Here is a 24364-nt window from a genome sequence, read left to right as displayed (position 1 = left end):
GGTTCCCATGCCTGGACTTCCCGTACTGCCACAACAAGAGAGGTGAACGATGGATTGGCAGCCGCTGCTTCCCCAGCGCTTCAAACTGGCCGAGGGCCCCTTCTGGGACCAGGAGACCCAGGCGCTCTACTGGGTTGACATCGCCGGCTTCAAGGCCTGCCGCCTGAGCGGCGAGCACTATCAGGAATGGCAACTGGATCGGCCCTGTTCCGCCTTCGTGCCCACGGTGCGCGGCGACGCCCTGGTGACCCTGCCAGACGGCGTCTTCCGTCTTGACCTGGATTCGCCACCGGACCGTCCTGCCCTGGAACGCTTCTGCGTCGCCGATCCCGATCCGGGCAATCGCGGCAACGAAGCCCGCTGCGATGCCCAGGGGCGGCTCTGGTTGGGCACCATGCAGAACAATCTCGATGCCCAGGGTGGCGACGTGGCCATCGACCGCCACTCGGGCGGGCTGTTCCGCATCGATCCGGACGGCAGCGTCAGTCGTCACGCCAGCGATCTCGGCATCGCCAACACCCTGGTGTGGAGCGCGGCGGACAACCACGTCATCAGCGCCGATACCCTGAAGGACACCCTCTATCGCTACCCGCTGGATGCCAATGGCAACCTGGGGACCCCCACCGTCTGGGCCGGCCCCCACGAGCGCGGCTCGCCGGACGGCTCGGCCATCGACAGCGAAGGCTGCGTATGGAATGCGCGCTGGGATGGCAACTGCCTGCTGCGCTTCTCGCCGGAGGGCGAGCTGCTGGAGATCGTCGAACTGCCCGTCCAGCGCCCCACCAGCTGCGTCTTCGGCGGACCGGATCTGCGCACCCTGTACGTCACCAGCGCCGCCGCCGATGGCGCCCTCGACGGCGCCCTGCTCAAGGCCACCGCACCGGTAGCCGGCATGCCCTGCCATAGGTTCGCTGGCTGATTCATCCTACCGACCCAGGCGCCCCTCTGCGGCGCCTTTCCGTTCCAGCCCCTATGTAACAGCTTGGTGACAGAGGTGACGAAAAATCTCGTCACCTTTTCCTTGCACCCGCACCCATCCAATCATAATATCAATGAAGAGCGGTGTCGTCTGACCTCCACGACGGCAACCCGCCGCCTCGCATTGCCTGGCCACACCAATAAAAACAAGGAGTTCCAGCTATGTTCCGTGTTCCGGGAGTTCGTTCTCTGCTGCGTGCCGCCCTCGCCGCCGGTGCCGTCAGCCTGTCTCTCTCCGCTTTCGCTGCCGATCCGGTCAAGATCGGTTTCCTGGTCAAGCAACCCGAGGAACCCTGGTTCCAGACCGAGTGGGCCTTCGCCGAGAAAGCCGCCAAGGACAAGGGCTTCACCCTGCTCAAGATCGCCGTGCCGGATGGCGAGAAGACCCTCGCCGCCATCGACAGCCTGGCCGCCAACGGCGCCAAGGGCTTCGTGATCTGCCCGCCCGACGTCTCCCTCGGCCCGGCCATCGTGGCCAAGGCCAAGCTCAACGACCTCAAGGTCATGGCCGTGGACGACCGCTTCGTCGACGCCAAGGGCAAGTTCATGGAAGACGTGCCCTACCTGGGCATGGCCGCCTTCGAGGTCGGCCAGCAGCAGGGCGCCGCCATGGCCGCCGAAGCCGAGAAGCGTGGCTGGAAGTGGGATGACACCTATGCGGTGATCAACACCTACAACGAGCTGGACACCGGCAAGAAGCGCACCGACGGTTCGGTGGAAGCCCTGAAGAAGGCCGGTCTGCCCGCCGATCACATCATCTTCGCGCCGCAGAAGACCCTGGACGTGCCCGGCAGCATGGACTCCACCACCTCCGCGCTGGTCAAGCTGCCCTCGGGCGCCAAGCACCTGATCATCGGCGGCATGAACGACAACACCGTGCTGGGCGGCGTCCGCGCCACCGAAAGCGCCGGCTTCAAGGCCGAGCAGGTGATCGGCATCGGCATCAACGGCACCGACGCCATCGGCGAACTGAAGAAACCCAACAGCGGCTTCTTCGGCTCCATGCTGCCCAGCCCCCACGAAGAGGGCTACCAGACCGCCAGCATGATGTACGAATGGGTGACCACCGGTAAGGAACCGCCCAAGTACACCGCGATGGACAAGGTCACCCTCATCACCCGCGCCAATTTCCAGCAGGAGCTGGAAAAGATCGGCCTCTGGAAGTGATGACCCCGGCGGCGCCTCTGCTGGCGCCGCCCTCCTCTTTCGTCTGACAGGAGTGCCCCATGGCAGCCCTGGAACAAACCACCGCCCAGAGCGCCGACAGCCTCGGTTTCGTCGGCATCGGCAAGACCTTTCCCGGCGTCAAGGCGCTCGCCGACATCTCCTTCAACGTGCGTCCCGGCTCGGTGCACGCCCTCATGGGCGAGAACGGTGCCGGCAAGTCGACCCTGCTGAAGATCCTCAGCGGCTACCACGCCCCCACCACCGGCCACCTCAACATCGACGGCCAGGAGCTGGTGTTCAGGAGCACCGCCGAAGCCATCCGCGCCGGCGTCGCCGTGATCCAGCAGGAGCTGCAGCTGGTGCCGGAGATGACCGTCGCCGAAAATCTCTTTCTCGGGCACCTGCCGGCGCGCTATGGCATCGTCAATCGCGGCCACCTGCGCCGCCAGGCCCTGGACCTGCTCAAGGGCCTGGCCGAAGAGATCGACCCCAACACCAAGGTCGGGCGCCTGTCGCTCGGTCAGCGCCAGCTGGTGGAGATCGCCAAGGCGCTCTCCCGGGGCGCCCGCGTCATCGCCTTCGACGAGCCGACCAGCTCCCTGTCCGCCCGCGAGACCGATCGGCTGATGACCATCATCGCCCGGCTACGCGACGAAGGCCGGGTGGTGCTCTATGTCTCCCACCGCATGGAAGAAGTCTTCCGCATCTGCGACGCGGTCACGGTGTTCAAGGACGGCCGCCACGTGCGCACCATCGAGCGCCTGGCCGACATCACCCCCGACCAGCTGATCACCCTGATGGTCGGCCGCGATCTCGCCGACATCTACGACTACCGCCCGCGCGAGATCGGCGGTGGCTGCCTCAAGGTCGAGGGTCTGCTCGGCCAGGGCCTGCAGCAGCCGGTGGGCTTCGAGGTCTGCCAGGGCGAGATCCTCGGCCTGTTCGGCCTGGTCGGTGCCGGTCGCACCGAGCTCTTGCGCCTGCTGGCGGGGCTGGAAAAGCACAAGGCCGGCAGCCTGAGTCTCAAGGGCGCCCCGGTCAGCCTGAAGTCGCCGCGTGACGCCATCGCCGCCGGCATCCTGCTGTGCCCGGAAGATCGCAAGAAGGAAGGCATCGTGCCCCTGGCCAGCGTGGCCGAGAACATCAACATCAGCGCCCGCGCCCATCACGCCAGCCTCGGCTGCCTGATCCAGGGTCGCTGGGAAAAGGCCAATGCCGAAAAGCAGATTCGCGCGCTGAACGTGAAGACGCCCCACGCCGGGCAGAAGATCAAGAATCTCTCCGGCGGCAACCAGCAGAAGGCCATCCTCGGGCGCTGGCTGTCGATGCCCATGCAGGTGCTCTTGCTCGACGAACCCACCCGCGGCATCGACGTGGGCGCCAAGTCGGAGATCTACGCCATCATCCATGACCTCGCCGCCCGCGGCATCGCCGTGGTGGTGGTGTCCAGCGACCTGATGGAAGTCATGGGCGTGGCCGATCGCATCCTGGTGATGAGCGAAGGCGCCATCACCGGCGAGGTGGCCCGCGCCGAGTTCAACGACGAGCGCCTGCTGCAGCTCGCCCTGCCCCGTACCCGGGCCTGATGAAAACAAGAAAAGAGGTCACGTCCATGTCCGCCCAACCCCACAGCCTGACCCCGCCGCGCCGCGGTTTCGACACCCGCCGCTTCCTCGACGACTGGGCCATGATGCTGGCCGCCGTCGTCATCTTCACCCTCTGCGCGCTGTTCGTGCAGAACTTCCTCTCGCCGCTGAACATGCGCGGTCTGGGTCTGGCGATCTCCACCGTGGGCATCGCCGCCTGCACCATGCTGTTCTGCCTGGCCTCCGGCCACTTCGACCTCTCGGTGGGGTCGGTCATCGCCTGTGCCGGGGTGGTCGCCGCAGTGGTGATGCGCGAATTCGACAGCGTCTTTCTCGGCGTCGCCGCCGCCCTGGCCATGGGCCTGGTGGTGGGTCTGATCAACGGCCTGGTGATCGCCAAGCTCAAGATCAACGCCCTGATCACCACGCTGGCGACCATGCAGATCGTGCGCGGCCTGGGCTACATCTTCTCCGACGGCAAGGCCGTGGGCGTCTCCCAGGAGCAGTTCTTCGTGTTCGGCAACGGCCAGCTGTTCGGCCTGCCGGTGCCCATCGTCATCACCCTGCTGTGCATCCTGTTCTTTGGCTGGCTGCTCAACTACACAACCTTCGGCCGCAACACCATGGCCATCGGCGGCAACGAGGAGGCCGCGCTGCTGGCCGGCGTCCACGTCGACCGCACCAAGATCATCATCTTCGCCATGCACGGGGTGATCGGCGCCCTGGCCGGCGTGGTGCTGGCCTCGCGCATGACCTCCGGCCAGCCGATGATCGGCCAGGGCTTCGAACTCACGGTGATCTCCGCCTGCGTGCTGGGCGGGGTTTCCCTGGCCGGCGGCATCGGCATGATCCGCCACGTGATCGCCGGCGTGCTGATCCTGGCGATCATCGAGAACGCCATGAACCTGAAGAACATCGACACCTTCTACCAGTACGTCATCCGCGGAACCATCCTGCTGCTGGCCGTGGTCATCGACCGCTTCAAGCAGCGCTAAACCCAGACTCTGCCCTCCCCCGCGGCGCCAGGCGCGCCGTGCCGGGGACCGCTTTGCCCGTGAAATGCCCGAGGACCAAACAATGACCACGCCCAAACGCCCGCTCCGCTCCGCCCAGTGGTTTGGCAGCAACGACAAGAACGGCTTCATGTACCGCAGCTGGATGAAGAACCAGGGCATCCCGGACCATGAATTCCAGGGCAAGCCCGTCATCGGCATCTGCAACACCTGGTCCGAGCTGACCCCCTGCAACGCCCATTTCCGGAAGATCGCCGAACACGTCAAGCGCGGCATCTACGAAGCCGGCGGCTTCCCGGTGGAATTCCCGGTGTTCTCCAACGGCGAATCCAACCTCAGACCCACCGCCATGCTGACCCGCAACCTGGCCAGCATGGACGTGGAAGAAGCCATTCGCGGCAACCCGGTGGACGCCGTGGTGCTGCTGACCGGCTGCGACAAGACCACGCCGGCGCTGCTGATGGGCGCCGCCAGCTGCGACGTGCCGGCCATCGTCGTCACCGGTGGCCCCATGCTCAACGGCAAGCACCACGGCCGCGACATCGGCGCCGGCACCATCGTCTGGCAGATGCACGAGGCCTACAAGGCGGGTGCCATCGACCTCAACGAATTCCTCTCCGCCGAAGCCGGGATGTCGCGTTCGGCCGGGACCTGCAACACCATGGGCACCGCCTCGACCATGGCCTGCATGGCCGAGGCCCTGGGCACCTCGCTGCCGCACAACGCCGCCATCCCGGCGGTGGATTCGCGGCGCTACGTGCTGGCCCACCTGTCCGGCATGCGCATCGTCGAAATGGTGGAAGAAGACCTGCGGCTGTCGAAGATCCTCACCAAGGAAGCCTTCGAGAACGCTATCCGCGTCAACGCCGCCATCGGCGGTTCCACCAACGCGGTGATCCACCTCAAGGCCATCGCCGGCCGTATCGGCGTGGACCTGGAGCTGGACGACTGGACCCGGGTCGGTCGCGGCACCCCCACCATCGTCGACCTGCAGCCCTCCGGACGCTTCCTGATGGAGGAGTTCTATTATTCCGGCGGCCTGCCGGCGGTGATCCGCCGCATGGGCGAAGCCAATCTGCTGCCCCATCCCGAGGCCCTGACCGCCAACGGCAAGACAATCTGGGCGAACTGCGCCGAGGCGCCCATCTACGGCGACGACGAGGTCATCCGCGCCCTGGACAACCCCCTGCGCGCCGACGGTGGCATCTGCGTATTGCGCGGCAACCTGGCGCCCAAGGGCGCGGTGCTCAAGCCCTCGGCCGCGACCCCGGCGCTCATGCAGCATCGCGGTCGCGCCGTGGTGTTCGAGAACCTCGAAGACTACAAGGCGCGCATCGTCGACCCGGATCTGGACATCGACGAGACCTGCGTGATGGTGCTGAAGAACTGCGGGCCCAAGGGTTATCCGGGCATGGCCGAGGTGGGCAACATGGGTCTGCCGCCCAAGCTGCTGGCCAAGGGCATCACCGACATGGTGCGCATCTCCGACGCCCGCATGAGCGGCACCGCCTACGGCACCGTAGTGCTGCACGTGGCACCCGAGGCCTCGGCCGGCGGCCCGCTGGCGGTGGTGCGCGAAGGCGACATGATCGAACTGGACTGCGCCTCCGGGCGCCTGCACCTGGATATCCCCGACGAAGAACTGGCCGCGCGTCTGGCCGACTGGCAACCGCCGGCCGATCAGCTGCTGGCCGGCGGTTATCGCCGCCTCTACGTCAACCATGTGCTGCAGGCCGACGAAGGCTGCGACTTCGACTTCCTGGTCGGCTGCCGCGGCGCCGAGGTGCCCCGCCACTCCCATTGATCCGCTTCTACCCCCTCTCCCTTCGGGAGCGGGTTGGGGTGAGGAGGCTTTACCGCCCCTCCTCCGGCTTCCGGGTCGCCTGACCCACCCTTGCACAACAACAAACCGAAAAGGTGGTCGAGATGAAACGCACGTTAGCCCTCACCGGACTTGGACTGTCACTCATGATCAGCACCCTTACCGCCCAGGCGGCCGGCCTCAGCAGCCAGCAGTCGAGCTTTGGCAAGCTGCCCGATGGCACCCCCATCGAGAAGTTCGTCCTGACCAACAGCCACGGCATGCAGGCCACCGTCATCACCTACGGCGGCGTGCTGCAGGCGCTCAAGGTACCCGACCGCAAGGGCCACAGCGAAGACGTGGTGTTGGGCTTCGATGACGTCCAGGGTTATCTCGACAACCCCACGGTATTCTTTGGCGCCACCATCGGCCGCTTCGGCAACCGCATCGCCGACGGTCGTTTCAGCCTCGACGGCAAGAGCTACCAGATCCCGCAGAACGACAAGACCAACGCCCTGCACGGCGGTCCCCAGGGCTTCAACACCAAGGTGTGGAAGGCCGAGCCGGCCAAGGGCGACGGCTGGGTCGGCGTGACCCTGAGCTATGTGTCTCCCGATGGCGAGATGGGCTTTCCCGGCACCCTGACCACCCAGGTGACCTACCAGCTGGACGAACACAACCAGCTGACCCTCAAGTACCGCGCCACCACCGACAAGCCGACGGTGCTCAACCTGACCAACCACAGCTACTTCAACCTGGCGGGCGCCGGCAGTGGCACCGTGCTCAAGCAGGTGGCGATGCTCAATGCCGACACATACACGCCGGTGACCGCCAAGCTGATTCCCACCGGCGAATTGCCGCCCGTGGCCGGCACGCCCCTGGACTTCCGCAAGCCGACCGCCATCGGCAAGCACATCGCCGACGACAACCAGCAGCTGAAGTACGCCGAACCCAAGCAGGGTGGCTATGACTTCAACTGGGTGCTCAACACCGCGGGCGATCTGCAGAAGGCCGCCGCCGTGGTGACCGATCCGGGCTCCGGCCGCACCCTGACCCTCTACACCACCGAACCGGGCGTGCAGTTCTATACCGGCAACTTCCTGGAGGGGAACATCAAGGGCAAGGCCGGCAAGACCTACGGCCACTGGGGTGCCTTCACCCTGGAAACCCAGCATTACCCGGACGCCCCCAACCAGCCGAACTTCCCCACCACCCGCCTGGATCCCGGCCAGACCTACACCCAGACGACCATCTTCAAGTTCGCCGCCAAGTAAGGCGATTGCCGCTGCACGCAAGGCCGCTCCCAGGAGCGGCCTTCTTCTTTGGGGACTGTGCATGCGGCTTCCCTCACCCCAACCCTCTCCCGGAGGGAGAGGGGGTTGTTCCGGCACGCGCTTGGCTCTTCAGTAGCGTGGAAAACGGCGCAGCCTTTTCCACTGTCCTGCCACCCCCCTTCCACCACCCAATAAAAAACCCGGCGTCTCGCGACGCCGGGTTCTCAACCACTCAGGACCGCGCGATCAGATCGCGGCCTTGGTATTCTCGCCGTTCACCAGGCGCTGGATGCCCAGCGGGTTGGCGTTCTGCAGGGCTTCCGGGAGGAAGGCGTCCGGATAGTTCTGGTAGCACACCGGGCGCAGGAAGCGGTCGATGGCCAGGGTGCCGACCGAGGTGCCGCGAGCATCGGAGGTCGCCGGATAGGGACCGCCGTGGACCATGGCGTCACAGACTTCCACACCGGTGGGATAGCCGTTGAGCAACAGGCGCCCGGCTTTCTGCTCCAGCAGGCCGATGATGGCCTCGAAGCGTTGCAGATCGGCCGGCTCGGCCAGCAGGGTGGCGGTCAGCTGGCCATGCAGGCCTTGCAGCGCCTGCTGCAGCTGGGCCTCGTCGGCCACCTCGACCACCACGGTGGTGGGGCCGAAGACTTCTTCCTGCAGCAGTTCGTCGTTTTCCAGCAGCAGGCTCACATCCGCCTTGAACAGCTGCGGACGCGCCTGGTTGCCTTCCTGGCTGGCACCGGCCAGGTGTTTCACGCCGGAATGGGCCAACAGCGCCGCGACGCCCTTTTCGTAGCTCTTCAGGGTGCCCGGATTGAGCATGGTCTGGGGCGCCTGCTCGTTCATGGCACCGGCCAGGCGCTCGAGGAAGGCGCTGAATTCAGGCGAACGCAGGCCGATGACCAAGCCCGGATTGGTGCAGAACTGGCCGCAACCCAGAACCACGGAGGCCGCGAGTTCGCCGGTGATGGCGTCGCCACGGGCCTTGAGCGCCTCGGGCAGGACCACCACCGGGTTGATGCTGGACATCTCGGCGAACACCGGGATCGGCTGCGGACGGGCCGCGGCCATGTCGCACAGGGCGCGACCGCCGCGCAGGGAGCCGGTGAAGCCCACCGCCTGGATGGCCGGGTGCTTGACCAGCTGCTCGCCCACGCCACCGCCATAGATCATGTTGAACACGCCCTTGGGCATGCCGGTCTTCTCGGCAGCGCGAATGATGGCGTCGGCCACGTATTCGGCGGTGACCATGTGGCCGCTGTGGGCCTTGAACACCACCGGGCAACCGGCGGCCAGGGCCGCGGCGGTGTCGCCACCGGCGGTGGAGAAGGCCAGCGGGAAATTGCTGGCGCCGAACACGGCCACCGGCCCCAGGCCAATGCGGTACTGGCGCAGGTCGGGACGCGGCAGCGGCTTGCGCTCGGGCAGCGCGGTGTCGATGCGCACACCGTGGAAGTCACCGCGGCGCAGCACCTTGGCGAACAGACGCATCTGGCCGCTGGTACGGCCGCGCTCACCCTGGATGCGGCCAGCCGGCAGCGCGGTTTCCTGGCAGACCAGCTGGACGAAGTCGTCACCCAGGGCATCCAGTTCGTCGGCGATGGCGTCGAGGAAGGTGGCGCGCTTTTCGGCGCTCAGCTTGCGGTACAGGGGCGCGGCCTGCTCGGCGGCGCGGGCGGCGGCATCGACCTCGGCCGTGGACGCCTGGAAGAATTCGTAGGGCAGCTTCTCGCCGGTCGTGGCGTCGATGCTGTAGACCCGCACCTCGCCCTCGCCGCTACGAGCGCCACCGATGTAGTTCTTGCCTTGGATCTGCATTGTTCTCGACTCCTTATACCTAGGGGTTCAGGGAAGACCACCCGCTACGGGGAGGTCTTCGAAAGGGTGGCACGCTCGGTGTCCGAGCGGCCGGGCCAGCCTGTGCGATACCCACTCTAGCATTCGCATAGTCAGCAGTCATCATACAACCATCAGAGCTGACGGACCTGCCCGGGCTGGAAAGCTGCCGCGCCGGCCTTGACGCCATTGCTCAGCGGCTCGCCGAATTCCGGCACCGCGATCTCGAATCTGTCGCCCGGCTCGACCCGCACCCCATCGGCGAAGGACAGGGTCGCCGTGCCGAAGAAATGTACATGGACATCGCCCGGCCGGAGGAACTGCGCGTACTTGAAGTGGTGATACTCGAGGTTCTCCAGGCTGTGGCACATGTTGTCCTCGCCCGAGAGGAATTCCTTCTCCCAGATCACCTGCTCGCCGCGACGGATCCGGCTGGTGCCCGCCAGATGGCGCGGCAGCTCACCGGTGCGTAACGCCGGACCGAAGCTGCAGTAGCGTAGTTTGGAATGGGCCAGGTAGAGATAGTTCTTGCGTTCCATCACGTGGTCGGAGAATTCGTTGCCCACCGCATAACCCAGGCGGTAGGGCTTGCCGTCGTCACCGATCACATAGAGACCGGTCAGCTCCGGCTCTTCCCCGGCGTCCTCGGCGAATTCCGGCAGCGGGATGTCGCCGCCCGGACGCACCAGGATGCCGCCGTCGCCCTTGTAGAACCATTCCGGCTGTGCACCGGCGCTCCCCGCCGCAGGCCGACCGCCCTCCACGCCCCATTTGAACATGCGCATGGAGTCGGTCAGCTTGGCCTCTTCCTGGCTGTTCTGCTGGTGCATCTTGTCCCGGGTGGCGGCGCTGCCCAGGTGGGTCAGACCGGTCCCGGTGACCAGGCAGTGCGCGGGATCCTCATGGTCCAGCGGCGGCAGCAGGCGACCGGCCTCGAGCAGCTCGGCATAGGCCGGGCCGGGCTCCAGGCCCAGGGTCTGCACCTGAGATTCCAGGGAAACGCCGGCACGGATGGCCTGCAGCGCCAGGGTCCGGGTGCTGGTCGCGCCGCGGACCTGCTGGACTTCACCGCGCTCGACCACGCCGACGCGGCGCTGGCCCTGCTGGTCTTCGAACTGAATCAGGTGCATGGCATTCTCCTTGTTGGTTATCGCCTGCAGGAGACTTTACTCGGCGCCATGGGGCCTGCCTAATGAGAGCTCCCTATCCCGCGATAACCTACGGTTATTCCCATGCTGCCATCCCTGGACTCCATCGCCTCCCGTCTGCGCCTGCGGCAACTGCGCCTGCTGATCGCCCTCGACGAGGAAGGCTCGCTGCACAAGGCCGCCGAGCGCATCGCCATTTCCCAGCCCGGCGCCACCAAGGCCCTGCACGAGATCGAGAGCACCCTGGGCGCCACCCTCTTCCTGCGCACCCACCAGGGCCTGCAGCCCAATGACCTGGGCCGCTGCGTGATCCGCTATGCGCGGCTGATCGAAAGCGACCTGGCCCATCTGCGCGAAGAGATGCTCGGTATCCTGCAGGGCGAAGGCGGTCGGCTGGCGGTGGGAGTGATCATGGGCGCCGTGCCTCGGCTGATCGCCGCGGTGTCGCGCCTGGGTGCGGCGCAGCCCCAGCTGGGGATCGAGATCATCGAAGACACCAGCGTGCGCCTGCTCGACCTGCTCGACGCCGGTCGCATCGAACTGGCCATCTGCCGCAGCAGCGTCAGCCGCCGGCCGGATGCCTACGACTGCCTGGAGGTGCGCGAAGAGCGGCTGGAGATCGTCTGCCATCCCCGCCATCCGCTGGCGGAGTCCGAGACGCTGAGCCTGGCCGAACTGGTCGACAGCCGCTGGATCGTCTATCCGGCCAACCTGCCCATGCGCCTGACCCTGGAGCGGGAATTTCGCGCGGCGGAGCTGGAGTTTCCCCGCTATCCGGTGGAAACCTCCTCGACCTTCACCCTGCTCGGCCTGCTGCAGGAAGACGCCAACCAGGTGGCCATGCTGCCCAGCGACATCGCCCAGTTCGGCGAAAGACACGGCCTGCTGCGCCGCCTGCCGGTGGTCCAGCGCACCCGCAACGAACCCTATTCGATCCTGGTCCGCCAGGGCGCGGGATTGTCGGCGGCCGCGCAGTTGCTGCTGGAGCAGTGGCGGTTGGCGGGGTGAGGTAACGCATCGTGGCCATGGCGGTTCGCCGATGCGGCCGCTCCTACAGATGGAAGCACGACGGCTTGTTGCGATTTCGCCGAGGCTGACGTGACTGAACGCCTGCTCGGATAGCCCCCTCTCCCCTCGGGAGAGGGTTGGGGTGAGGGTGTCCCCTTCAGCGCAGTCTCCAGTGGAAAAGGCTACGCCGTTTTCCACGCTACGTGCTGCTGCGGCCGCGATGATTTCAGCGAGAGGAAGCCCTCAATACGTCGGCAGCGTCACCCCGTGGAACAGGGTCTCCAGCTCCTGCCGCGAGGGCGTCTGCATGGCCTCGGTGAGGACATCGCGGGTCAGGTGCGGCGCAAAGCGGCCGATGAAGTCGCACATGAAGCCGCGCAGGAAGGTGCCGCGGCGCAGGCCGATCTTGGTCACGCTGGCTTCGAAGAGGTGGCTGGCGTCCAGGCAGACCAGGTCGGCATCGGCTTTGTGATCCACCGCCATGTCGGCGACGATGCCCACGCCCAGGCCGAGGCGGACATAGGTCTTGATGACGTCGGCGTCCGCCGCGGTCAGCACCACGTTGGGCTCAAGACCCTGGCGGGCAAAGGCCTCGTCGAGCTTGGAGCGGCCGGTGAAGCCGAAGACGTAGGTCACCAGCGGCTGTTCCGCCAGATGTTCCAGGGCCAGGTGCTCCACCTTGGCCAGGGGGTGACCCTGGGGCACGATGACACAGCGGTTCCAGCGATAGCAGGGCATCATCACCAGATCGTTGAAGCGTTCCAGACCCTCGGTGGCGATGGCGAAGTCGACGGTGCCGTCGGCGGCCATCTCGGCGATCTGGGTCGGCGAGCCCTGGTGCATGTGCAGGGCCACGTCCGGATACTGCTTGATGAATTCGCTGATCACGTCCGGCAGCGCATAGCGCGCCTGGGTGTGGGTGGTGGCGATGGACAGGGTGCCCTTGCGCTCGTTGGAGAATTCCTGGGCGATCTGCTTGATGCTCTCGCACTTGCGCAGGATCTCGCCGGCGGTCTGGATGATGCGTTCGCCGGCCGGGGTCACCCGGGTCAGGTGCTTGCCGCTGCGGGCAAAAACCTCGACCCCCAGCTCGTCCTCGAGCAGGCGGATCTGCTTGCTGATGCCAGGCTGCGAGGTATAGAGGCTCTGGGCGGTGGCGGAAACGTTCAGATCGTGGTGGGCGACTTCCCAGATATATCGCAACTGTTGCAGCTTCATGCCGGCTCCTCGCTGACCCATGCGCAAGCATATAACAGTAAAGCAGGCCTTAAGGTTTTTCTAGACCGAAATCGAATTAAGTCGCGGAGGAGTAAGACTGACGCTTACGGATCAGCCCTGTCGCAGCGGCACCAGGTACACCGGGATGCGTGCGGTCTGCAGCAGGCGGCTGGCGGTACGTCCCAGCGGGGCGACCTGGGCGTCGCCCTGGCTGCGACTGCCGATCACCAGCAGATCCGCGGCGAAGTCCTGGGCCTGCTTGAGAATGGCGGCCGGCGGATCGCCCTGCACCACCCGCACGGCCCGGATCAGACCCGCGGTGGCCGGGGTCTCCAGCAGGTCCTCGCGCAGCGATTCGAACACCTGCTGCTCGATGGTCTCCAGCACCAGCTCCAGACCGCCATTGCGCAGGCGATCCAGGGATTCACCATTCGGATGCTGTTGCAGCAGCGTGGAGGCCAGCAGGCCGAGCGGCTCCACCACATGGACGACATACAGCCGGGCCTGATGGATGCGGGCGAGATTCAAGGCATGCTGAAAGACATAGGACGAACACAGGCCCAGGTCCGTGGCGTAGAGCAGCGAGCGGATCACGATTCCTCCTGGCCAGATCAGGCGACCTGACCGGTGCAATGCGGGATAGCCCTTTCCAGCGTAGCAGGGGAAAGACATTTGCGCTGCGAAGCGCGCGTTAGAGGCCTTTCAGGGTATTTCCTCGGGCTCCCGCGCCGCCGCGGCCTGGATCGCCGCCACCAGGGCCGGCTCGCGCAGGGGCGCCTGCACCGGGCCGAAGAAGTCGCCATCCCCGATCAGGAACAGCGCCGGCAGATGAAAGACCCCATAGCGCTGTACCAGACCGCCACTGCGTTCGGCATCCACCCAGTACAGCCGCTCGACCGGCAGCGCCGCCGTCGGCAGCACCTGGCGCGCCAGGCGGCAGGAGGCGCAACCGGCGCTGGTAAAGATCAGCAGGGAGCGCCCCGGCGCCGCCAGCAGGACGGCATCGGCCGTCCCATCGTCCAATTCCATGCTTTCCTCGTCGCGATCATCGCCAAAGCACGCCTTCGGGCGCGTCGATAGCGTCGTAGCCATTGTGAGCAGGCGGTACAAGCGTTAAGGTGCCCCACCCTCTCCATCGTATTTTGCCTGCACGGGCCCTGACCTGTCGCAGCGCCGTGACCGACGAGTAGCACCATGGCCGCACAGCCCCGCCTTAACGACCTCAACATCGAAGCCAACGAGCCGCTCATCACCCCCGAGCAGCTCAAGCAGGAGATCCCGCTGAGCGATCTCGCCGCCGACACCGTCGCCCAGGGCCGCCAGGTCATCCGCGACATCCTCGACGGCAAGGACCATCGCCTGTTCGTGGTGATCGGCCCCTGCTCCATCCATGACATCAAGGCCGCCCACGAATACGCCGAGCGCCTCAAGGCCCTGGCCGCCCAGGTCAGCGACAGCCTCTATCTGGTCATGCGCGTCTACTTCGAGAAGCCCCGCACCACCGTGGGCTGGAAGGGCCTGATCAACGATCCCTACCTGGACGACTCCTTCAAGATCCAGGACGGCCTGCACATCGGTCGCCAGCTGCTGCTGGACCTGGCGGAAAAGGGCCTGCCCACCGCCACCGAGGCGCTGGACCCCATCTCCCCCCAATACCTGCAGGACCTGATCAGCTGGTCGGCGATCGGCGCCCGCACCACCGAATCCCAGACCCACCGGGAAATGGCCTCGGGCCTCTCCTCCGCGGTCGGCTTCAAGAACGGCACCGACGGCAGCCTGACCGTGGCCATCAACGCCCTGCAGTCGGTGTCCAGCCCACACCGCTTCCTGGGTATCGACCAGCGCGGCCAGGTATCCGTGGTCATGACCAAGGGCAACGCCTATGGCCATGTTGTGCTGCGCGGTGGCAACGGCAAGCCCAACTACGATTCGGTCAGCGTCACCCTGTGCGAGCAGGCGCTGGTCAAGGCCAAGGTCAAGCCGAACATCATGGTCGACTGCAGCCACGCCAACTCCAACAAGGACGCCGCCCTGCAGCCGCTGGTGATGGACAACGTCGCCAACCAGATCGTCGAAGGCAACAACTCCATCGTCGGCCTGATGGTGGAAAGCCACCTGGGCTTTGGCAGCCAGCCGATTCCGGCGGATCTGTCGCAGCTGCAGTATGGCGTCTCGGTGACCGACGCCTGCATCGACTGGGCCATGACCGAGAAGAGCATTCTCGACATGCACCGCAAGCTCAAGGATGTGCTGCCGCGCCGCGCGCGCAGCTGATCCTGCAGCAGATACGAAAACGCCGGGCTCAGCCCGGCGTTTTTCTTGGCGTGGCCATTCAGGCCAGCGGCGTCACCTGGCCACGACGTTCCAGGTAGTGCTCCACATAGGAGCAGGAGGGAATGACGCTGTAGCCGCGGCTCTCGGCGTAGTTCAGCGCGTACTCAGTCAGCCGCGCTGCCAGGCCGCGCCCACGCAGGGCATCGGGGACGAAGGTGCGATAGAAATCCATGGTCTGCTTGCCCAGATCCATGTAGGCGAGATAGGCGCGCTGGCCGTCGACAGAAAGGTGGAATTGATGATTGGCCTCATCGTGTTCCACGTGCAGGGACTCGTTCATGACTACTCCTTGGCGGTTTGGCTCCGCCTTATCCATTGTTATCGATGATACCCGAAGACGAGAACGCACCCTTCCTGTGCGGGACTGAGCCACAGCGCGTCAGACCCCTCCGGAAGAAGCAGGTTCTGACCAGCCGTCGCACCGAGAAGACACACTATATCAGGGCCGCCTGCGCGGGAGCAGGCGCGGCTCGGCGCTTGACAACTTCCGCTCATCCTCTAACGTTTTGAAACGTTCGCGACTTTCAGCCATCCAAGCAGTTGCTGATACCGGGTGCGCAGGGATTCCGGGACGAACACGGGGAGCCGAGAAGGATTTTCCGCAAAAAATCCTTCTTCAACGGGTTCGCTCAGTTTACTTACGACCGGTAATGAGTAGTATGTAGCCGCAATTTTCCACCTGGGAAATTGATCTTAAAACAGGATGTCTACCTCAAGGGGTTTACGATGAACAACGCTCTGAAATTCGCCGCCCTGGCTCTGGCCGCTGCTCTGGCCACTGGTTGCAGCACCGCTAACAAGGAAAGCGAAGCTCGCCTGACCGCTACCGAAGACGCCGCTGCCCGTGCTCAGGCTCGTGCTGACGAAGCCTACCGTCACGCTGACGAGGCCCTGGCCGCCGCTCAGAAAGCTCAGCAGACCGCTGACGAAGCCAACGAGCGCGCCCTGCGTATGCTGGAAAAAGCCAGCCGCAAGTAAGCGCCTCGGCTGGAAAGGCGAGTGGCAACAGTCGCCTTTCCCGGAGCAAACAAAAAGCCCGCCATCTCAGATGGCGGGCTTTTTGTTTGTCTGGCCGGCCGAGCGCGCTCGGCCGGTCGCGATCACAGGGTCTTGGCAGGCGCCTTGGCCACCGCACCCGGCGTCATCCCGGCCGGCAGGTCGGCGATTTCCACTGGCAGGCCGTCCTGGCCCTGGACCACGTCACGCACCGTGTTCCAGTTCACCGCGCTATTGGCCTGCAGCAGGTCGTCACGCTTGATCAGCGCATTGACCACCGCGGCCTGACGGTCGATCTCGGTCGGATCGCCCTTCACGGTCACCGGCTGGTGGGCTTCCAGGTAGAGCTTGCCCTGGCTCACGCCGAACTTGTAGGGCTCGTCGATGATGCGCACCGGCGTGCCCACGGGCAGCATGCCGACCAGTTCGGTCACGTTGAAGTTGTACATGCGGAAGCAGCCATGGCTGACCTGCATGCCGATGCCGAATTTCTTGTCCGAGCCGTGGATGAGATAGCCCGGCAGGGTCAGGCGGATCTTGTAGGGCCCCAGGGGATTGTCCGGACCGGGCGGCACCACCTTGGGCAGCGGATCGCCTTCGGCGGCGTGCTCGGCGCGTACCGACTCCGGCGGATACCAGGACGGATCCTTGATCTTGTCCACCACCTTGGTCACGCCGATGGGCGAACCCCAGCCTTCGCGGCCGATGCCCAGCGGGTAGGTGAACACCGTGTGACCACCCTTGGGGTAGTAGTACATGCGGTATTCGGCGATGTTGATGACGATGCCTTCGCGCGGGCCGGGCGGCAGGATGAAGCGCGTGGGCAGCACGATCTCGGTGCCGGCACCCGGCAGCCAGGCATCGACGCCCGGGTTGGCGGCCACCATCTCGGTGTAGCCCAGATCGTACTTCTGGCCGAGATCGGCAAAGGTGTCTTCGTAGGCGGCCTTGATGACCTGAACCTCGCCGACCATGTCTTCACCGGGTGGCGGCAGCGGCAACTCCAGTGCCTGCGCCGTACCCGCGCTCAACAGACCAAACAGCGAGAGGGAACCGACCAGGGTCGAAACGCGCGCGGGCATGGGATGAATCCTTGCAAGGAGCAAAAAGGTGACGGCGCGAATTGTACACGCCTCGATCGGCGTCCGGCAGGGCCTAGGGCCTGCTCAAAGGCTCGCGAGCTAGCGCCAAACTAGGCGAAAAGACCTGAGGAAGCGGAGTTTACAAGGGGTAAATGAGCATTTCGAAGGGATTTTCAACACCGTTTGGCCGACGCGCAGCAGACTTTGGGCAGGCTCTCAAAAGACCTGTAACGGATTCGGCAATCCCTGTTTGGCGCCCTGCAGCCGCTGCATGCAGGCCGGACAGAGGGTCTTGAGGCCGAGCGCCCGGCGATTCAGCGGATGCAGGCGGGGACGCGCCGGCAGCAGGGTACCGCACAGCGTCCGGTCGGTCGGCGAGCCCAGCTCCAGCTGCCGGGCGACGATATGGACTCGGCCCTCGCGGCAGGCGAACAGGTCGAGCTGGGCATCGGGCTGGATCAGCTGATAGCCGTGCATGGACCGGGAAAGGCGGGACATCGGGATACTCCAGGGGCGGTTCCGCCGGGCGGTCGATTGGCCGGACCGGCGGGGCGCGCAACCTTAGCGGAAAGCCCCGTCGGGGAAAAGTCCGGCGTTCAGTCGCGCAGCAGCGGCTGCAACTGGGGCCAGGCGTTGTCCAGCAGGCGCTGCTGGGCATTGGCCTGGGGGTGGATGCCATCCGGCTGCATATAGCCCGGATCGCCGCCTACCCCTTCCAGCAGGAAGGGCACCAGGGCCACCTGCTGGGCCTTGGCCACGTCCGTGTAGACCTGGGCGAAGCCATCGGTATAGCGCGGCCCGTAGTTGGGCGGCAGGCGCATGCCCAGCAGCAGGACGCGCGCGCCTCGGGCCTTGGCCTGTTCCACCAGGGCGGTGAGGTTGCGCTCGAACTGCGCCAGCGGCTGGCCGCGCAGGCCGTCGTTACCGCCCAGCTCGATGGCCACCACGTCGGGTCGATGCTCAGCCAGCAACCGTGGCAGGCGCGCCAGGCCGCCGGCGGTGGTGTCGCCGCTGATGGAGGCATTCACCACCTGGTAGTCGAGCCGCTGCGCCTGCAGGCGCCGCTCCAGCAGGCGTACCCAGCCCTGCCCTTCGGCGAGGCCGTAGCCGGCGCTGATGCTGTCGCCCACCACCAGCAGGGTGCGCGCCATGGCCAGGGGCGTGAGGGTCAGGCAGAGCAGCGCCAGCAGCCAGGCAATGCCTTGCCGCAAAGGCGCGCTGGACTTCGCCCGCTTTTTTGACTCTAACTCGCCACAGCCGCCCGCATGCGGGCCCTTCGAATACGGCATCGGATACCTCATGAGCGAAGTCATACTGCTGGCACGCGACCTTAGCAAGGTCGTCACGGGCGCGGAAGGCGCGCTGCCGATCCTCCAGGCGCTGGATCTGCAACTGCAGGCCGGCGACAGTTTGGCCATCGTCGGCAGCTCGGGTTCCGGCAAGTCCACCCTGCTCGGTCTCTTGGCCGGTCTCGACCTGCCCAGCGGCGGCGAGGTCCATCTTGCCGGTCAGCGCCTGGATACCCTCGACGAAGACGCCCGTGCCCGCCTGCGCGCCGAACGGGTGGGCTTCGTGTTCCAGTCCTTCCAGCTGCTGGACAGCCTCACGGCGCTGGAAAACGTCATGCTGCCGCTGGAGCTGGAGGGCGTGCGCCAGGCCCGCGACCAGGCGGTGGCCCTGCTGGAACGGGTCGGCCTGGGCGAACGGCTGCGCCATTATCCCCGGCAGCTCTCCGGCGGCGAGCAGCAGCGGGTTGCCCTGGCGCGCGCCTTCGCGCCGCGCCCGAGCATCCTCTTCGCCGACGAACCCACCGGCAACCTCGACAGCCGTACCGGTGCCCATATCAGCGATCTGCTGTTCGAACTCAATCGTGAGCGCGGCACGACGCTGGTACTGGTGACCCATGACGAGCGCCTGGCCGCGCGCTGCGCCCGCCAACTGCGCCTGGAAGGCGGCCGGCAGGTCGCGGCATGAGGCGTACCGGTCTGCCCTTCACCCGGCTGTTCGGCCTGGCCTGGCGCCAGAGTCTGAGAGAGCTCCGCGCCGGCGAGATCCGCATGCTCTGCCTGGCACTGGTGGTGGCCGTCGCCGCCAGCGTCGCCATCGGCTACTTCACCGCCCGCCTGGGCGCGGGCATGGAAAATCGCGCCAGCGAATTCCTCGCCGCCGACCTGGTGCTGCTGGGCAGCGAACCACCACGTCCGGAACAGGTAGACGCTGGTTTGCAGCGGGGCCTCGAACACAGTCGCTCGCTCAATTTCAGCACCATGGCCGCAGGTGCCGAGGCTCTGCAGCTGGCCAGCGTCAAGGCGGTCCAGGCCAACTTTCCCCTGCGCGGCGAGGTGCGCAGCGCCGCGGCGCCGGACGCGCCCGACCAGCCGGGCGGCGCTCCGGCGCCCGGGGAGGCCTGGGTCGAGCCGCGCCTGCTGCTGGCCCTGGACGCCAAGGTCGGTGATCGCCTGGACATCGGGCGCAAGGCCCTCACCATCACCCGGGTGCTCACCTACGAACCGGATCGGGCGGGTGACTTCTACAGCCTGACGCCGCGGGTACTGATCAATCTCGACGACGTGGCCGCCACCGGCGTCATCCAGCCTGGCAGTCGGGTGCGCTATCGCGAACTCTGGCGCGGCGAGCCCCAGGCCCTGGACGCCTATCGTCAGGCGCTCACCCCGGCCCTGGCCGCCAACCAGCGCTTCGAAGGCCCGGGCGATGGCAATCGCCAGCTGGGCAATGCCCTGGAACGTGCCCAGCGCTATCTGGGGCTGGCCAGCCTGGTGGCGGTGGTGCTGGCCGGCGTGGCCGTGGCGCTGTCGGCCAATCGCTTCGCCGCGCGGCGCTTCGACGCCAGCGCCCTGCTGCGCTGCCTGGGTCTGACCCGCCGCGACGCCCTGGTGCTCTATGGCCTGCAACTGGGGTTGCTGGGGCTGGCGGCGAGTCTGCTCGGCGCCCTGCTCGGCTGGCTGGCGCAGCTGGTGCTGTTCGAGCTGCTGCATGGCCTCCTGCCGGCGCGCCTTCCGGCGGTCGGGATCGGCCCGGCGCTGGCCGGCATGGGCACCGGCCTGGTCGCCCTGGTCGGCTTCGCCCTGCCGCCGCTGGCCGCCCTGGGGCGGGTCCCGCCGCTGCGGGTGTTGCGCAGCGATCTGCAGCCCGTCCCCCTGCGCACCTGGCTGGTCTATGGCTGCGCCCTGCTCGCCCTGGGGCTGATCATGTGGCGCCTGTCGCTGGATCTGCGCCTGACCCTGGCGCTACTGGTGGGTGGCCTGGTCGCGGGACTGCTGTTCGGCAGTCTGCTCTACCTGGCCCTGCGTGGCCTGCGCCGGGCCATGCAGGGTGCGCCCCTGGCCTGGCGGCTGGGTCTGGGTCAGCTGCTCCGGCATCCCCTGGCGGCGGTGGGCCAGACCCTGGCCTTCGGCCTGATCCTGCTGGCCATGAGTCTGGTGGTGCTGCTGCGGGGCGAGCTGCTGGAACGCTGGCAGGCGCAACTGCCGGCCGAGGCGCCCAACCACTTCGCCCTCAATGTGCTGCCGGACGAGGGCCAGGCCTTCGCCGCGGCGGTGGCCGGTCTCTCGCCCCACGCCAGTCCGCTCTATCCGATCGTGCAGGGCCGCCTGGTCAGCGTGAAGGGGCATCCGGCCCAGGAAGGCCTGGAAGACGACTCCCGCGGTGGCCGTGCCACCCGGCGCGATCTCAACCTGACCTGGTCGGCTGGGTTGCCGGACGGCAACCGCCTGGAAGGCGGTCAGTGGTGGGATGCGCTGCCCACCGGCGACCTGCCCGGGGTGTCCCTGGAAAGCGAGCTGGCACGCAGCCTCGGCGTCGGCCTGGGCGACACCCTGGGTTTCGTCATCGGCGATCGCCAGATCGAGGCGCGAGTCACCAGCCTGCGGCAGGTCAGCTGGGACAACTTCCAGCCGAACTTCTTCGTGATCTTCGCCCCGGGCGCCCTGCAGGACGTGCCCTTCACCTACCTGGGCAGCTTCTACCTGCCGCCCGGGCACGATCGCGAATTGCTGGCCCTGGCCCGGCAATTCCCGGCGGTGACCCTGCTGCCCATCGACGCCCTGCTCGATCAGCTGCGCAGCATCCTGCGCCAAGTCAGCGTGGCGGTGGAGTTCGTGCTGCTGTTCGTGCTGGCCGCCGGCATCGCCGTGCTGCTGGCCGGCCTGCAGGCGACCCTCGACGAACGCATCCGCCAGGGCGCCCTGCTGCGTGCCCTGGGTGCCCGGCGCGAGTTGCTGCAACGGGCGCGGCGCACCGAATTCATCCTGCTCGGCGGCGCCAGCGGCTTGCTCGCGGCGCTCGGTTGCGAGATCGTCAGCGCCCTGCTCTACCGGCTGGCCTTCGACCTGGACTGGCAACCCCATCCCTGGCTGCTGCTGTTGCCGGTGCTGGGCGCCCTGCTGGTCGGGGCGGCGGGCCTGCTGGGCACGCGGCGGGCCCTCACCGCCAGTCCGTTACTGATCCTGAGAGAAAGCTGATCCATGAGTCGTTACCGTCCGCCGCGCACCGCCGGCACGCCCCTGATCACCGCCGCCGGCGAAGCCCGGTTGCGCGCCGAACTCCACGACCTGTGGAACGTGCGCCGGCCCCAGGTCACCCAGGCGGTGAGCGAGGCGGCCGCGCTGGGCGATCGTTCGGAAAACGCCGAGTACATCTACGGCAAGAAGATGCTGCGGGAGATCGACAGCCGGGTGCGCTTCCTGCGCAAGCGGCTGGAGAATCTCAAGGTGATCCGCGAGCGCCCGGCCGATCCGACCAAGGTCTATTTCGGCGCCTGGGTCACCCTGGAAGACGACGAGGGCGCCGAGAAGCGCTATCGCATCGTCGGCCCGGACGAACTCGACCTCCGGCAGAACCTCATCAGCATCGACTCGCCCCTGGCGCGGGCGCTGGTCGGCAAGGCGCTGGACGCCGAGGTCCGCCTGCAGACGCCGGCTGGCGAACAGCGCTGGTACATCGTCGAGATCGCCTATCCCGAGGAATGACGGCTAGCGGCGACGGGTGATCACGCCCTGCCGCGCCACGCGGGTCAGTTCCCGCACCAGGGATTCGAGACCGGCCTGGCCCGGCGACTGCACCACGGCGAAGTCGAAGCTGTCGTCGCCAAAGGCGCGCAGCTGTTCGGCCCGGTCGGCGAAGCGGATCTGCAGGGTGCGGCTGTGCGGCCAGCGCTTGGGCCAGCCTTCGAGATAACGCAGCAGGGTGGGCTGGTCGGGACCGCCGAGGAGGATGGCGGGATGACTGGCGAGTTTGCCCTGGGTCAGGGGCGTCAGGCGTAGCGGGAGCGGTAGCATGGACGAAATTCCGCCTCGTAGATCCAGCTGGGCGGTAGTACGAGGCCTGTTCCGTCCAGCGCTTTAGCGGTATTTGGGAGCGCCCCGCAAGTTGCTGTTTAAATCGGCGCGGGATCATCCTAGGGAGGGCTCGACCGCCCTGTCAAGCGGGCTTCAACCGTCGCCGCGGCCGGTCTCCCTGACACCGGTCGCCGCTACGGCCGGCGCTTCCAGCCGGGCCCGTTCGCGACTGAAGGCCACCCGGTACTTGTTGACGCTGGCCACGTAGTTGACCACCCCGATACCCACCTCCTCGGCGGCGATGCGCTCGACCTGGAAGAACCAGCGATCGCCGTCCAGCCCCTGCTTGCGCGCCTTGGCCCGAAGCGCCTGGACGCGCTCCGGGCCAAGGTTGTAGGCCGCCAGGGTAAAGGCGCGGCGCTCGCGCTCGGCGAGCCGCGGACTGGAGAAGAATTCGCGGCGCAGGCGCGCCAGATAGCGGGTGGCCGCCTTGACGTTGTCCTCGGCGGAATGCAGGTTGCGCACCCCGACGCTGCGCGCCGCCCGCGGAGTGATCTGCAACAGCCCCGCGGCGCGGCCGGCACCGCGGGCATGGGGATCGAGGCCGGATTCCTTGTAGGCCATGGCGGCCAGGGTCAGCCAGTCGAAGTCGTAGGCCTTGGCGTAGCGCTGCAGCAGCGGCCGCACCTGGGCCAGGCGCTTGCGGTCATGGGCCTGCAGCGGATCGCGCACCTGGTAGCGGCGCGCATAGGCCTGGCGAAAGGCCTGGTCGTCGTCGCGCGCCTGGGGTTGCCGGCCGAAGGTCCGGATCCGCTCGGCGAGCTGGTGCGCCGGGGCGCGCAGATACCAGAGCTGCGCCTGGTCATGGGCCACCACCAGCCGATCGGCCACCCGCAGGCGCGGCAGCACCCGCGCCCAGCGATGGGCCAGGCCGGACTCGACGACGCTGAGCGGATAGATGCCGGCCTGGGTCAGCTCCAGGACGTCTTCCACCGCCAGGGTCGGATCGGCCCACTCGACCTGCACCGGCCGCAGCCTGCGCTTCTCCAGCTGGGCGTTGAGCCGGGCCAGGGCCGGACCGGCCGCGCTGCCCTGGGGCAGCACCACCCGCCGCCCGGCCAATTGCTCCAGATGGCGGGGCAGGCGCTGGCCGCGCCCACCCACCACCACCAGACTGGTGGGCGCAGCCACCGACGCGGCGATCAGCGCCGAATGCGGCGGCGGTAGCAGGGTTTCGCCGGGCGCCACCAGATCGCCCTCGCCGCGCTGCAGCGCCGCCAGGAGGTCGTCCTTGGCCTTGGGCACGAAGACCAGGCGCAGCGGCCGGCCCCCGGGCTGGTGCTGCAGGTAACGGGCGAAGGCCTGCAGGCGCCGATACTCGATGCCGAGCGCCTGGCCGTTCCATTCGCCGGAGCTGTGCCGACTCTGGTTGACCAGGACGCGCAACTCGCCGGCCCGCTCGATGGCGGTCAGGTCGCGCGCCGCGACATGGCGTGGTGCTTCGGGTGGCAGGGCACCGAGCCGTGCCTGGGCGGAGCAGGCGAGCAGGCAGCCAACAAGGACAAGGGTGAATCGAAACGGCATCCAGGACTCCTGACCTGGCCGGGACAGCGCCGATAG

Annotated in this window: 23 protein-coding genes; 12 read left to right on the top strand and 11 right to left on the bottom strand. The window is 67.0% G+C overall.

Annotated features, from left to right (window positions below):
- The first annotated feature begins 49 nt into the window (after positions 1-49).
- The 6 genes from ACZ5R1_RS06865 (at position 50) to ACZ5R1_RS06840 (ending at position 7819) form a co-directional block, all read left to right on the top strand.
- On the top strand, positions 50-919 hold the full coding sequence (locus tag ACZ5R1_RS06865) for an SMP-30/gluconolactonase/LRE family protein (protein WP_464712940.1): 870 nt from the start codon (positions 50-52) through the stop codon (positions 917-919).
- A gap of 221 nt (positions 920-1140) precedes the next feature.
- Positions 1141-2145, top strand: a complete 1005-nt coding sequence (locus ACZ5R1_RS06860) for a substrate-binding domain-containing protein (protein WP_007160547.1) — start codon at positions 1141-1143, stop codon at positions 2143-2145.
- 59 nt (positions 2146-2204) lie between these two features.
- Positions 2205-3731 (top strand): L-arabinose ABC transporter ATP-binding protein AraG, encoded by a 1527-nt coding sequence (araG, locus tag ACZ5R1_RS06855; RefSeq protein ID WP_144948401.1) that lies wholly within the window; start codon positions 2205-2207, stop codon positions 3729-3731.
- A 26-nt stretch (positions 3732-3757) separates the two neighbouring features.
- Positions 3758-4726 (top strand): L-arabinose ABC transporter permease AraH, encoded by a 969-nt coding sequence (gene araH, locus ACZ5R1_RS06850; protein WP_027598999.1) that lies wholly within the window; start codon positions 3758-3760, stop codon positions 4724-4726.
- Between the two features lie 82 nt (positions 4727-4808).
- Positions 4809-6548, top strand: a complete 1740-nt coding sequence (locus tag ACZ5R1_RS06845) for an IlvD/Edd family dehydratase (RefSeq protein WP_007160550.1) — start codon at positions 4809-4811, stop codon at positions 6546-6548.
- A 122-nt stretch (positions 6549-6670) separates the two neighbouring features.
- On the top strand, positions 6671-7819 hold the full coding sequence (locus tag ACZ5R1_RS06840) for an aldose epimerase family protein (protein WP_027599000.1): 1149 nt from the start codon (positions 6671-6673) through the stop codon (positions 7817-7819).
- A 246-nt stretch (positions 7820-8065) separates the two neighbouring features.
- Here ACZ5R1_RS06840 and ACZ5R1_RS06835 read toward each other — a convergent pair whose 3' ends face one another.
- Together ACZ5R1_RS06835 and araD1 are read right to left on the bottom strand one after the other, a co-directional pair.
- A complete protein-coding gene (locus ACZ5R1_RS06835) occupies positions 8066-9643 on the bottom strand; it encodes an aldehyde dehydrogenase (NADP(+)) (protein ID WP_074584635.1) in 1578 nt (525 codons plus the stop codon).
- Between the two features lie 152 nt (positions 9644-9795).
- Positions 9796-10791, bottom strand: coding sequence for an AraD1 family protein (araD1, locus tag ACZ5R1_RS06830; RefSeq protein WP_464712939.1), 996 nt, complete (start codon positions 10789-10791; stop codon positions 9796-9798).
- Positions 10792-10893: 102 nt separating this feature from the next.
- On the opposite strand from araD1, the gene ACZ5R1_RS06825 reads away from it, so the two are divergent.
- Complete coding sequence (locus tag ACZ5R1_RS06825; protein ID WP_464712938.1) at positions 10894-11817, top strand: LysR family transcriptional regulator; 924 nt, start codon at positions 10894-10896, stop codon at positions 11815-11817.
- 243 nt (positions 11818-12060) lie between these two features.
- Here the strand turns inward: ACZ5R1_RS06825 and cysB are convergent, their stop codons facing one another.
- From cysB to ACZ5R1_RS06810, 3 genes are all read right to left on the bottom strand, one after another.
- Positions 12061-13035, bottom strand: coding sequence for an HTH-type transcriptional regulator CysB (gene cysB / locus ACZ5R1_RS06820; protein ID WP_464712937.1), 975 nt, complete (start codon positions 13033-13035; stop codon positions 12061-12063).
- Between the two features lie 111 nt (positions 13036-13146).
- Positions 13147-13629: a universal stress protein gene (locus tag ACZ5R1_RS06815; RefSeq protein WP_042137995.1), complete on the bottom strand. Its 483-nt coding sequence runs from the start codon at positions 13627-13629 to the stop codon at positions 13147-13149.
- Between the two features lie 108 nt (positions 13630-13737).
- Complete coding sequence (locus tag ACZ5R1_RS06810) at positions 13738-14064, bottom strand: thioredoxin family protein (protein WP_007160557.1); 327 nt, start codon at positions 14062-14064, stop codon at positions 13738-13740.
- 165 nt (positions 14065-14229) lie between these two features.
- Here ACZ5R1_RS06810 and ACZ5R1_RS06805 point away from each other — a divergent pair, with 165 nt between their 5' ends.
- Positions 14230-15309, top strand: coding sequence for a 3-deoxy-7-phosphoheptulonate synthase (locus tag ACZ5R1_RS06805; RefSeq protein WP_007160558.1), 1080 nt, complete (start codon positions 14230-14232; stop codon positions 15307-15309).
- Between the two features lie 58 nt (positions 15310-15367).
- Here the strand turns inward: ACZ5R1_RS06805 and ACZ5R1_RS06800 are convergent, their stop codons facing one another.
- Positions 15368-15649: a GNAT family N-acetyltransferase gene (locus tag ACZ5R1_RS06800; protein ID WP_007160559.1), complete on the bottom strand. Its 282-nt coding sequence runs from the start codon at positions 15647-15649 to the stop codon at positions 15368-15370.
- Positions 15650-16095: 446 nt separating this feature from the next.
- Between ACZ5R1_RS06800 and ACZ5R1_RS06795 the strand changes: the two genes are divergently transcribed.
- Entirely contained in the window at positions 16096-16347 is a 252-nt protein-coding gene (locus tag ACZ5R1_RS06795; protein WP_007160560.1) for an Lpp/OprI family alanine-zipper lipoprotein, read from the top strand.
- Between the two features lie 122 nt (positions 16348-16469).
- On the opposite strand, the gene ACZ5R1_RS06790 is transcribed toward ACZ5R1_RS06795, so the two are convergent.
- The 3 genes from ACZ5R1_RS06790 to ACZ5R1_RS06780 form a co-directional block, all read right to left on the bottom strand.
- Positions 16470-17447, bottom strand: a complete 978-nt coding sequence (locus tag ACZ5R1_RS06790; protein WP_464712936.1) for a L,D-transpeptidase family protein — start codon at positions 17445-17447, stop codon at positions 16470-16472.
- Between the two features lie 216 nt (positions 17448-17663).
- The gene (locus tag ACZ5R1_RS06785) at positions 17664-17945 is read right to left on the bottom strand and encodes a hypothetical protein (RefSeq protein ID WP_027601578.1); all 282 of its coding nucleotides are present in this window, start codon (positions 17943-17945) and stop codon (positions 17664-17666) included.
- Between the two features lie 98 nt (positions 17946-18043).
- The gene (locus ACZ5R1_RS06780) at positions 18044-18598 is read right to left on the bottom strand and encodes an arylesterase (protein ID WP_241495322.1); all 555 of its coding nucleotides are present in this window, start codon (positions 18596-18598) and stop codon (positions 18044-18046) included.
- Between the two features lie 148 nt (positions 18599-18746).
- Between ACZ5R1_RS06780 and ACZ5R1_RS06775 the strand changes: the two genes are divergently transcribed.
- From ACZ5R1_RS06775 to greB, 3 genes are read left to right on the top strand one after another with little or no spacing between them, the layout of a single operon-like run.
- Entirely contained in the window at positions 18747-19421 is a 675-nt protein-coding gene (locus ACZ5R1_RS06775) for an ABC transporter ATP-binding protein (RefSeq protein ID WP_108582317.1), read from the top strand.
- The gene (locus ACZ5R1_RS06770) at positions 19418-21928 is read left to right on the top strand and encodes an ABC transporter permease (protein ID WP_464712935.1); all 2511 of its coding nucleotides are present in this window, start codon (positions 19418-19420) and stop codon (positions 21926-21928) included. Before ACZ5R1_RS06775 ends, ACZ5R1_RS06770 begins: the two co-directional genes overlap by 4 nt.
- A 3-nt stretch (positions 21929-21931) precedes the next feature.
- The gene (gene greB / locus ACZ5R1_RS06765) at positions 21932-22435 is read left to right on the top strand and encodes a transcription elongation factor GreB (protein WP_027601576.1); all 504 of its coding nucleotides are present in this window, start codon (positions 21932-21934) and stop codon (positions 22433-22435) included.
- A gap of 3 nt (positions 22436-22438) precedes the next feature.
- On the opposite strand, the gene ACZ5R1_RS06760 is transcribed toward greB, so the two are convergent.
- Both ACZ5R1_RS06760 and ACZ5R1_RS06755 read right to left on the bottom strand, forming a co-directional pair.
- Positions 22439-22744 (bottom strand): hypothetical protein, encoded by a 306-nt coding sequence (locus ACZ5R1_RS06760; RefSeq protein ID WP_042137989.1) that lies wholly within the window; start codon positions 22742-22744, stop codon positions 22439-22441.
- A gap of 153 nt (positions 22745-22897) precedes the next feature.
- Complete coding sequence (locus ACZ5R1_RS06755; protein WP_314583381.1) at positions 22898-24328, bottom strand: MltF family protein; 1431 nt, start codon at positions 24326-24328, stop codon at positions 22898-22900.
- Positions 24329-24364 lie beyond the last annotated feature (36 nt).

The organism is Pseudomonas sp. Pso3, assembly GCF_055393275.1.
This window is presented reverse-complemented; position numbering and strand designations above follow the sequence as displayed.

Coding starts and splice junctions, on each gene's coding strand:
- ACZ5R1_RS06865 (WP_464712940.1), top strand. CDS start 50: ATGGATTGGCAGCCGCTGCTTCCCCAGCGCTTCAAACTGGCCGAGGGC.
- ACZ5R1_RS06860 (WP_007160547.1), top strand. CDS start 1,141: ATGTTCCGTGTTCCGGGAGTTCGTTCTCTGCTGCGTGCCGCCCTCGCC.
- araG (WP_144948401.1), top strand. CDS start 2,205: ATGGCAGCCCTGGAACAAACCACCGCCCAGAGCGCCGACAGCCTCGGT.
- araH (WP_027598999.1), top strand. CDS start 3,758: ATGTCCGCCCAACCCCACAGCCTGACCCCGCCGCGCCGCGGTTTCGAC.
- ACZ5R1_RS06845 (WP_007160550.1), top strand. CDS start 4,809: ATGACCACGCCCAAACGCCCGCTCCGCTCCGCCCAGTGGTTTGGCAGC.
- ACZ5R1_RS06840 (WP_027599000.1), top strand. CDS start 6,671: ATGAAACGCACGTTAGCCCTCACCGGACTTGGACTGTCACTCATGATC.
- ACZ5R1_RS06835 (WP_074584635.1), bottom strand. CDS start 9,643: ATGCAGATCCAAGGCAAGAACTACATCGGTGGCGCTCGTAGCGGCGAG.
- araD1 (WP_464712939.1), bottom strand. CDS start 10,791: ATGCACCTGATTCAGTTCGAAGACCAGCAGGGCCAGCGCCGCGTCGGC.
- ACZ5R1_RS06825 (WP_464712938.1), top strand. CDS start 10,894: ATGCTGCCATCCCTGGACTCCATCGCCTCCCGTCTGCGCCTGCGGCAA.
- cysB (WP_464712937.1), bottom strand. CDS start 13,035: ATGAAGCTGCAACAGTTGCGATATATCTGGGAAGTCGCCCACCACGAT.
- ACZ5R1_RS06810 (WP_007160557.1), bottom strand. CDS start 14,064: ATGGAATTGGACGATGGGACGGCCGATGCCGTCCTGCTGGCGGCGCCG.
- ACZ5R1_RS06805 (WP_007160558.1), top strand. CDS start 14,230: ATGGCCGCACAGCCCCGCCTTAACGACCTCAACATCGAAGCCAACGAG.
- ACZ5R1_RS06800 (WP_007160559.1), bottom strand. CDS start 15,649: ATGAACGAGTCCCTGCACGTGGAACACGATGAGGCCAATCATCAATTC.
- ACZ5R1_RS06795 (WP_007160560.1), top strand. CDS start 16,096: ATGAACAACGCTCTGAAATTCGCCGCCCTGGCTCTGGCCGCTGCTCTG.
- ACZ5R1_RS06790 (WP_464712936.1), bottom strand. CDS start 17,447: ATGCCCGCGCGCGTTTCGACCCTGGTCGGTTCCCTCTCGCTGTTTGGT.
- ACZ5R1_RS06785 (WP_027601578.1), bottom strand. CDS start 17,945: ATGTCCCGCCTTTCCCGGTCCATGCACGGCTATCAGCTGATCCAGCCC.
- ACZ5R1_RS06780 (WP_241495322.1), bottom strand. CDS start 18,598: ATGGCGCGCACCCTGCTGGTGGTGGGCGACAGCATCAGCGCCGGCTAC.
- ACZ5R1_RS06775 (WP_108582317.1), top strand. CDS start 18,747: ATGAGCGAAGTCATACTGCTGGCACGCGACCTTAGCAAGGTCGTCACG.
- ACZ5R1_RS06770 (WP_464712935.1), top strand. CDS start 19,418: ATGAGGCGTACCGGTCTGCCCTTCACCCGGCTGTTCGGCCTGGCCTGG.
- greB (WP_027601576.1), top strand. CDS start 21,932: ATGAGTCGTTACCGTCCGCCGCGCACCGCCGGCACGCCCCTGATCACC.
- ACZ5R1_RS06760 (WP_042137989.1), bottom strand. CDS start 22,744: ATGCTACCGCTCCCGCTACGCCTGACGCCCCTGACCCAGGGCAAACTC.
- ACZ5R1_RS06755 (WP_314583381.1), bottom strand. CDS start 24,328: ATGCCGTTTCGATTCACCCTTGTCCTTGTTGGCTGCCTGCTCGCCTGC.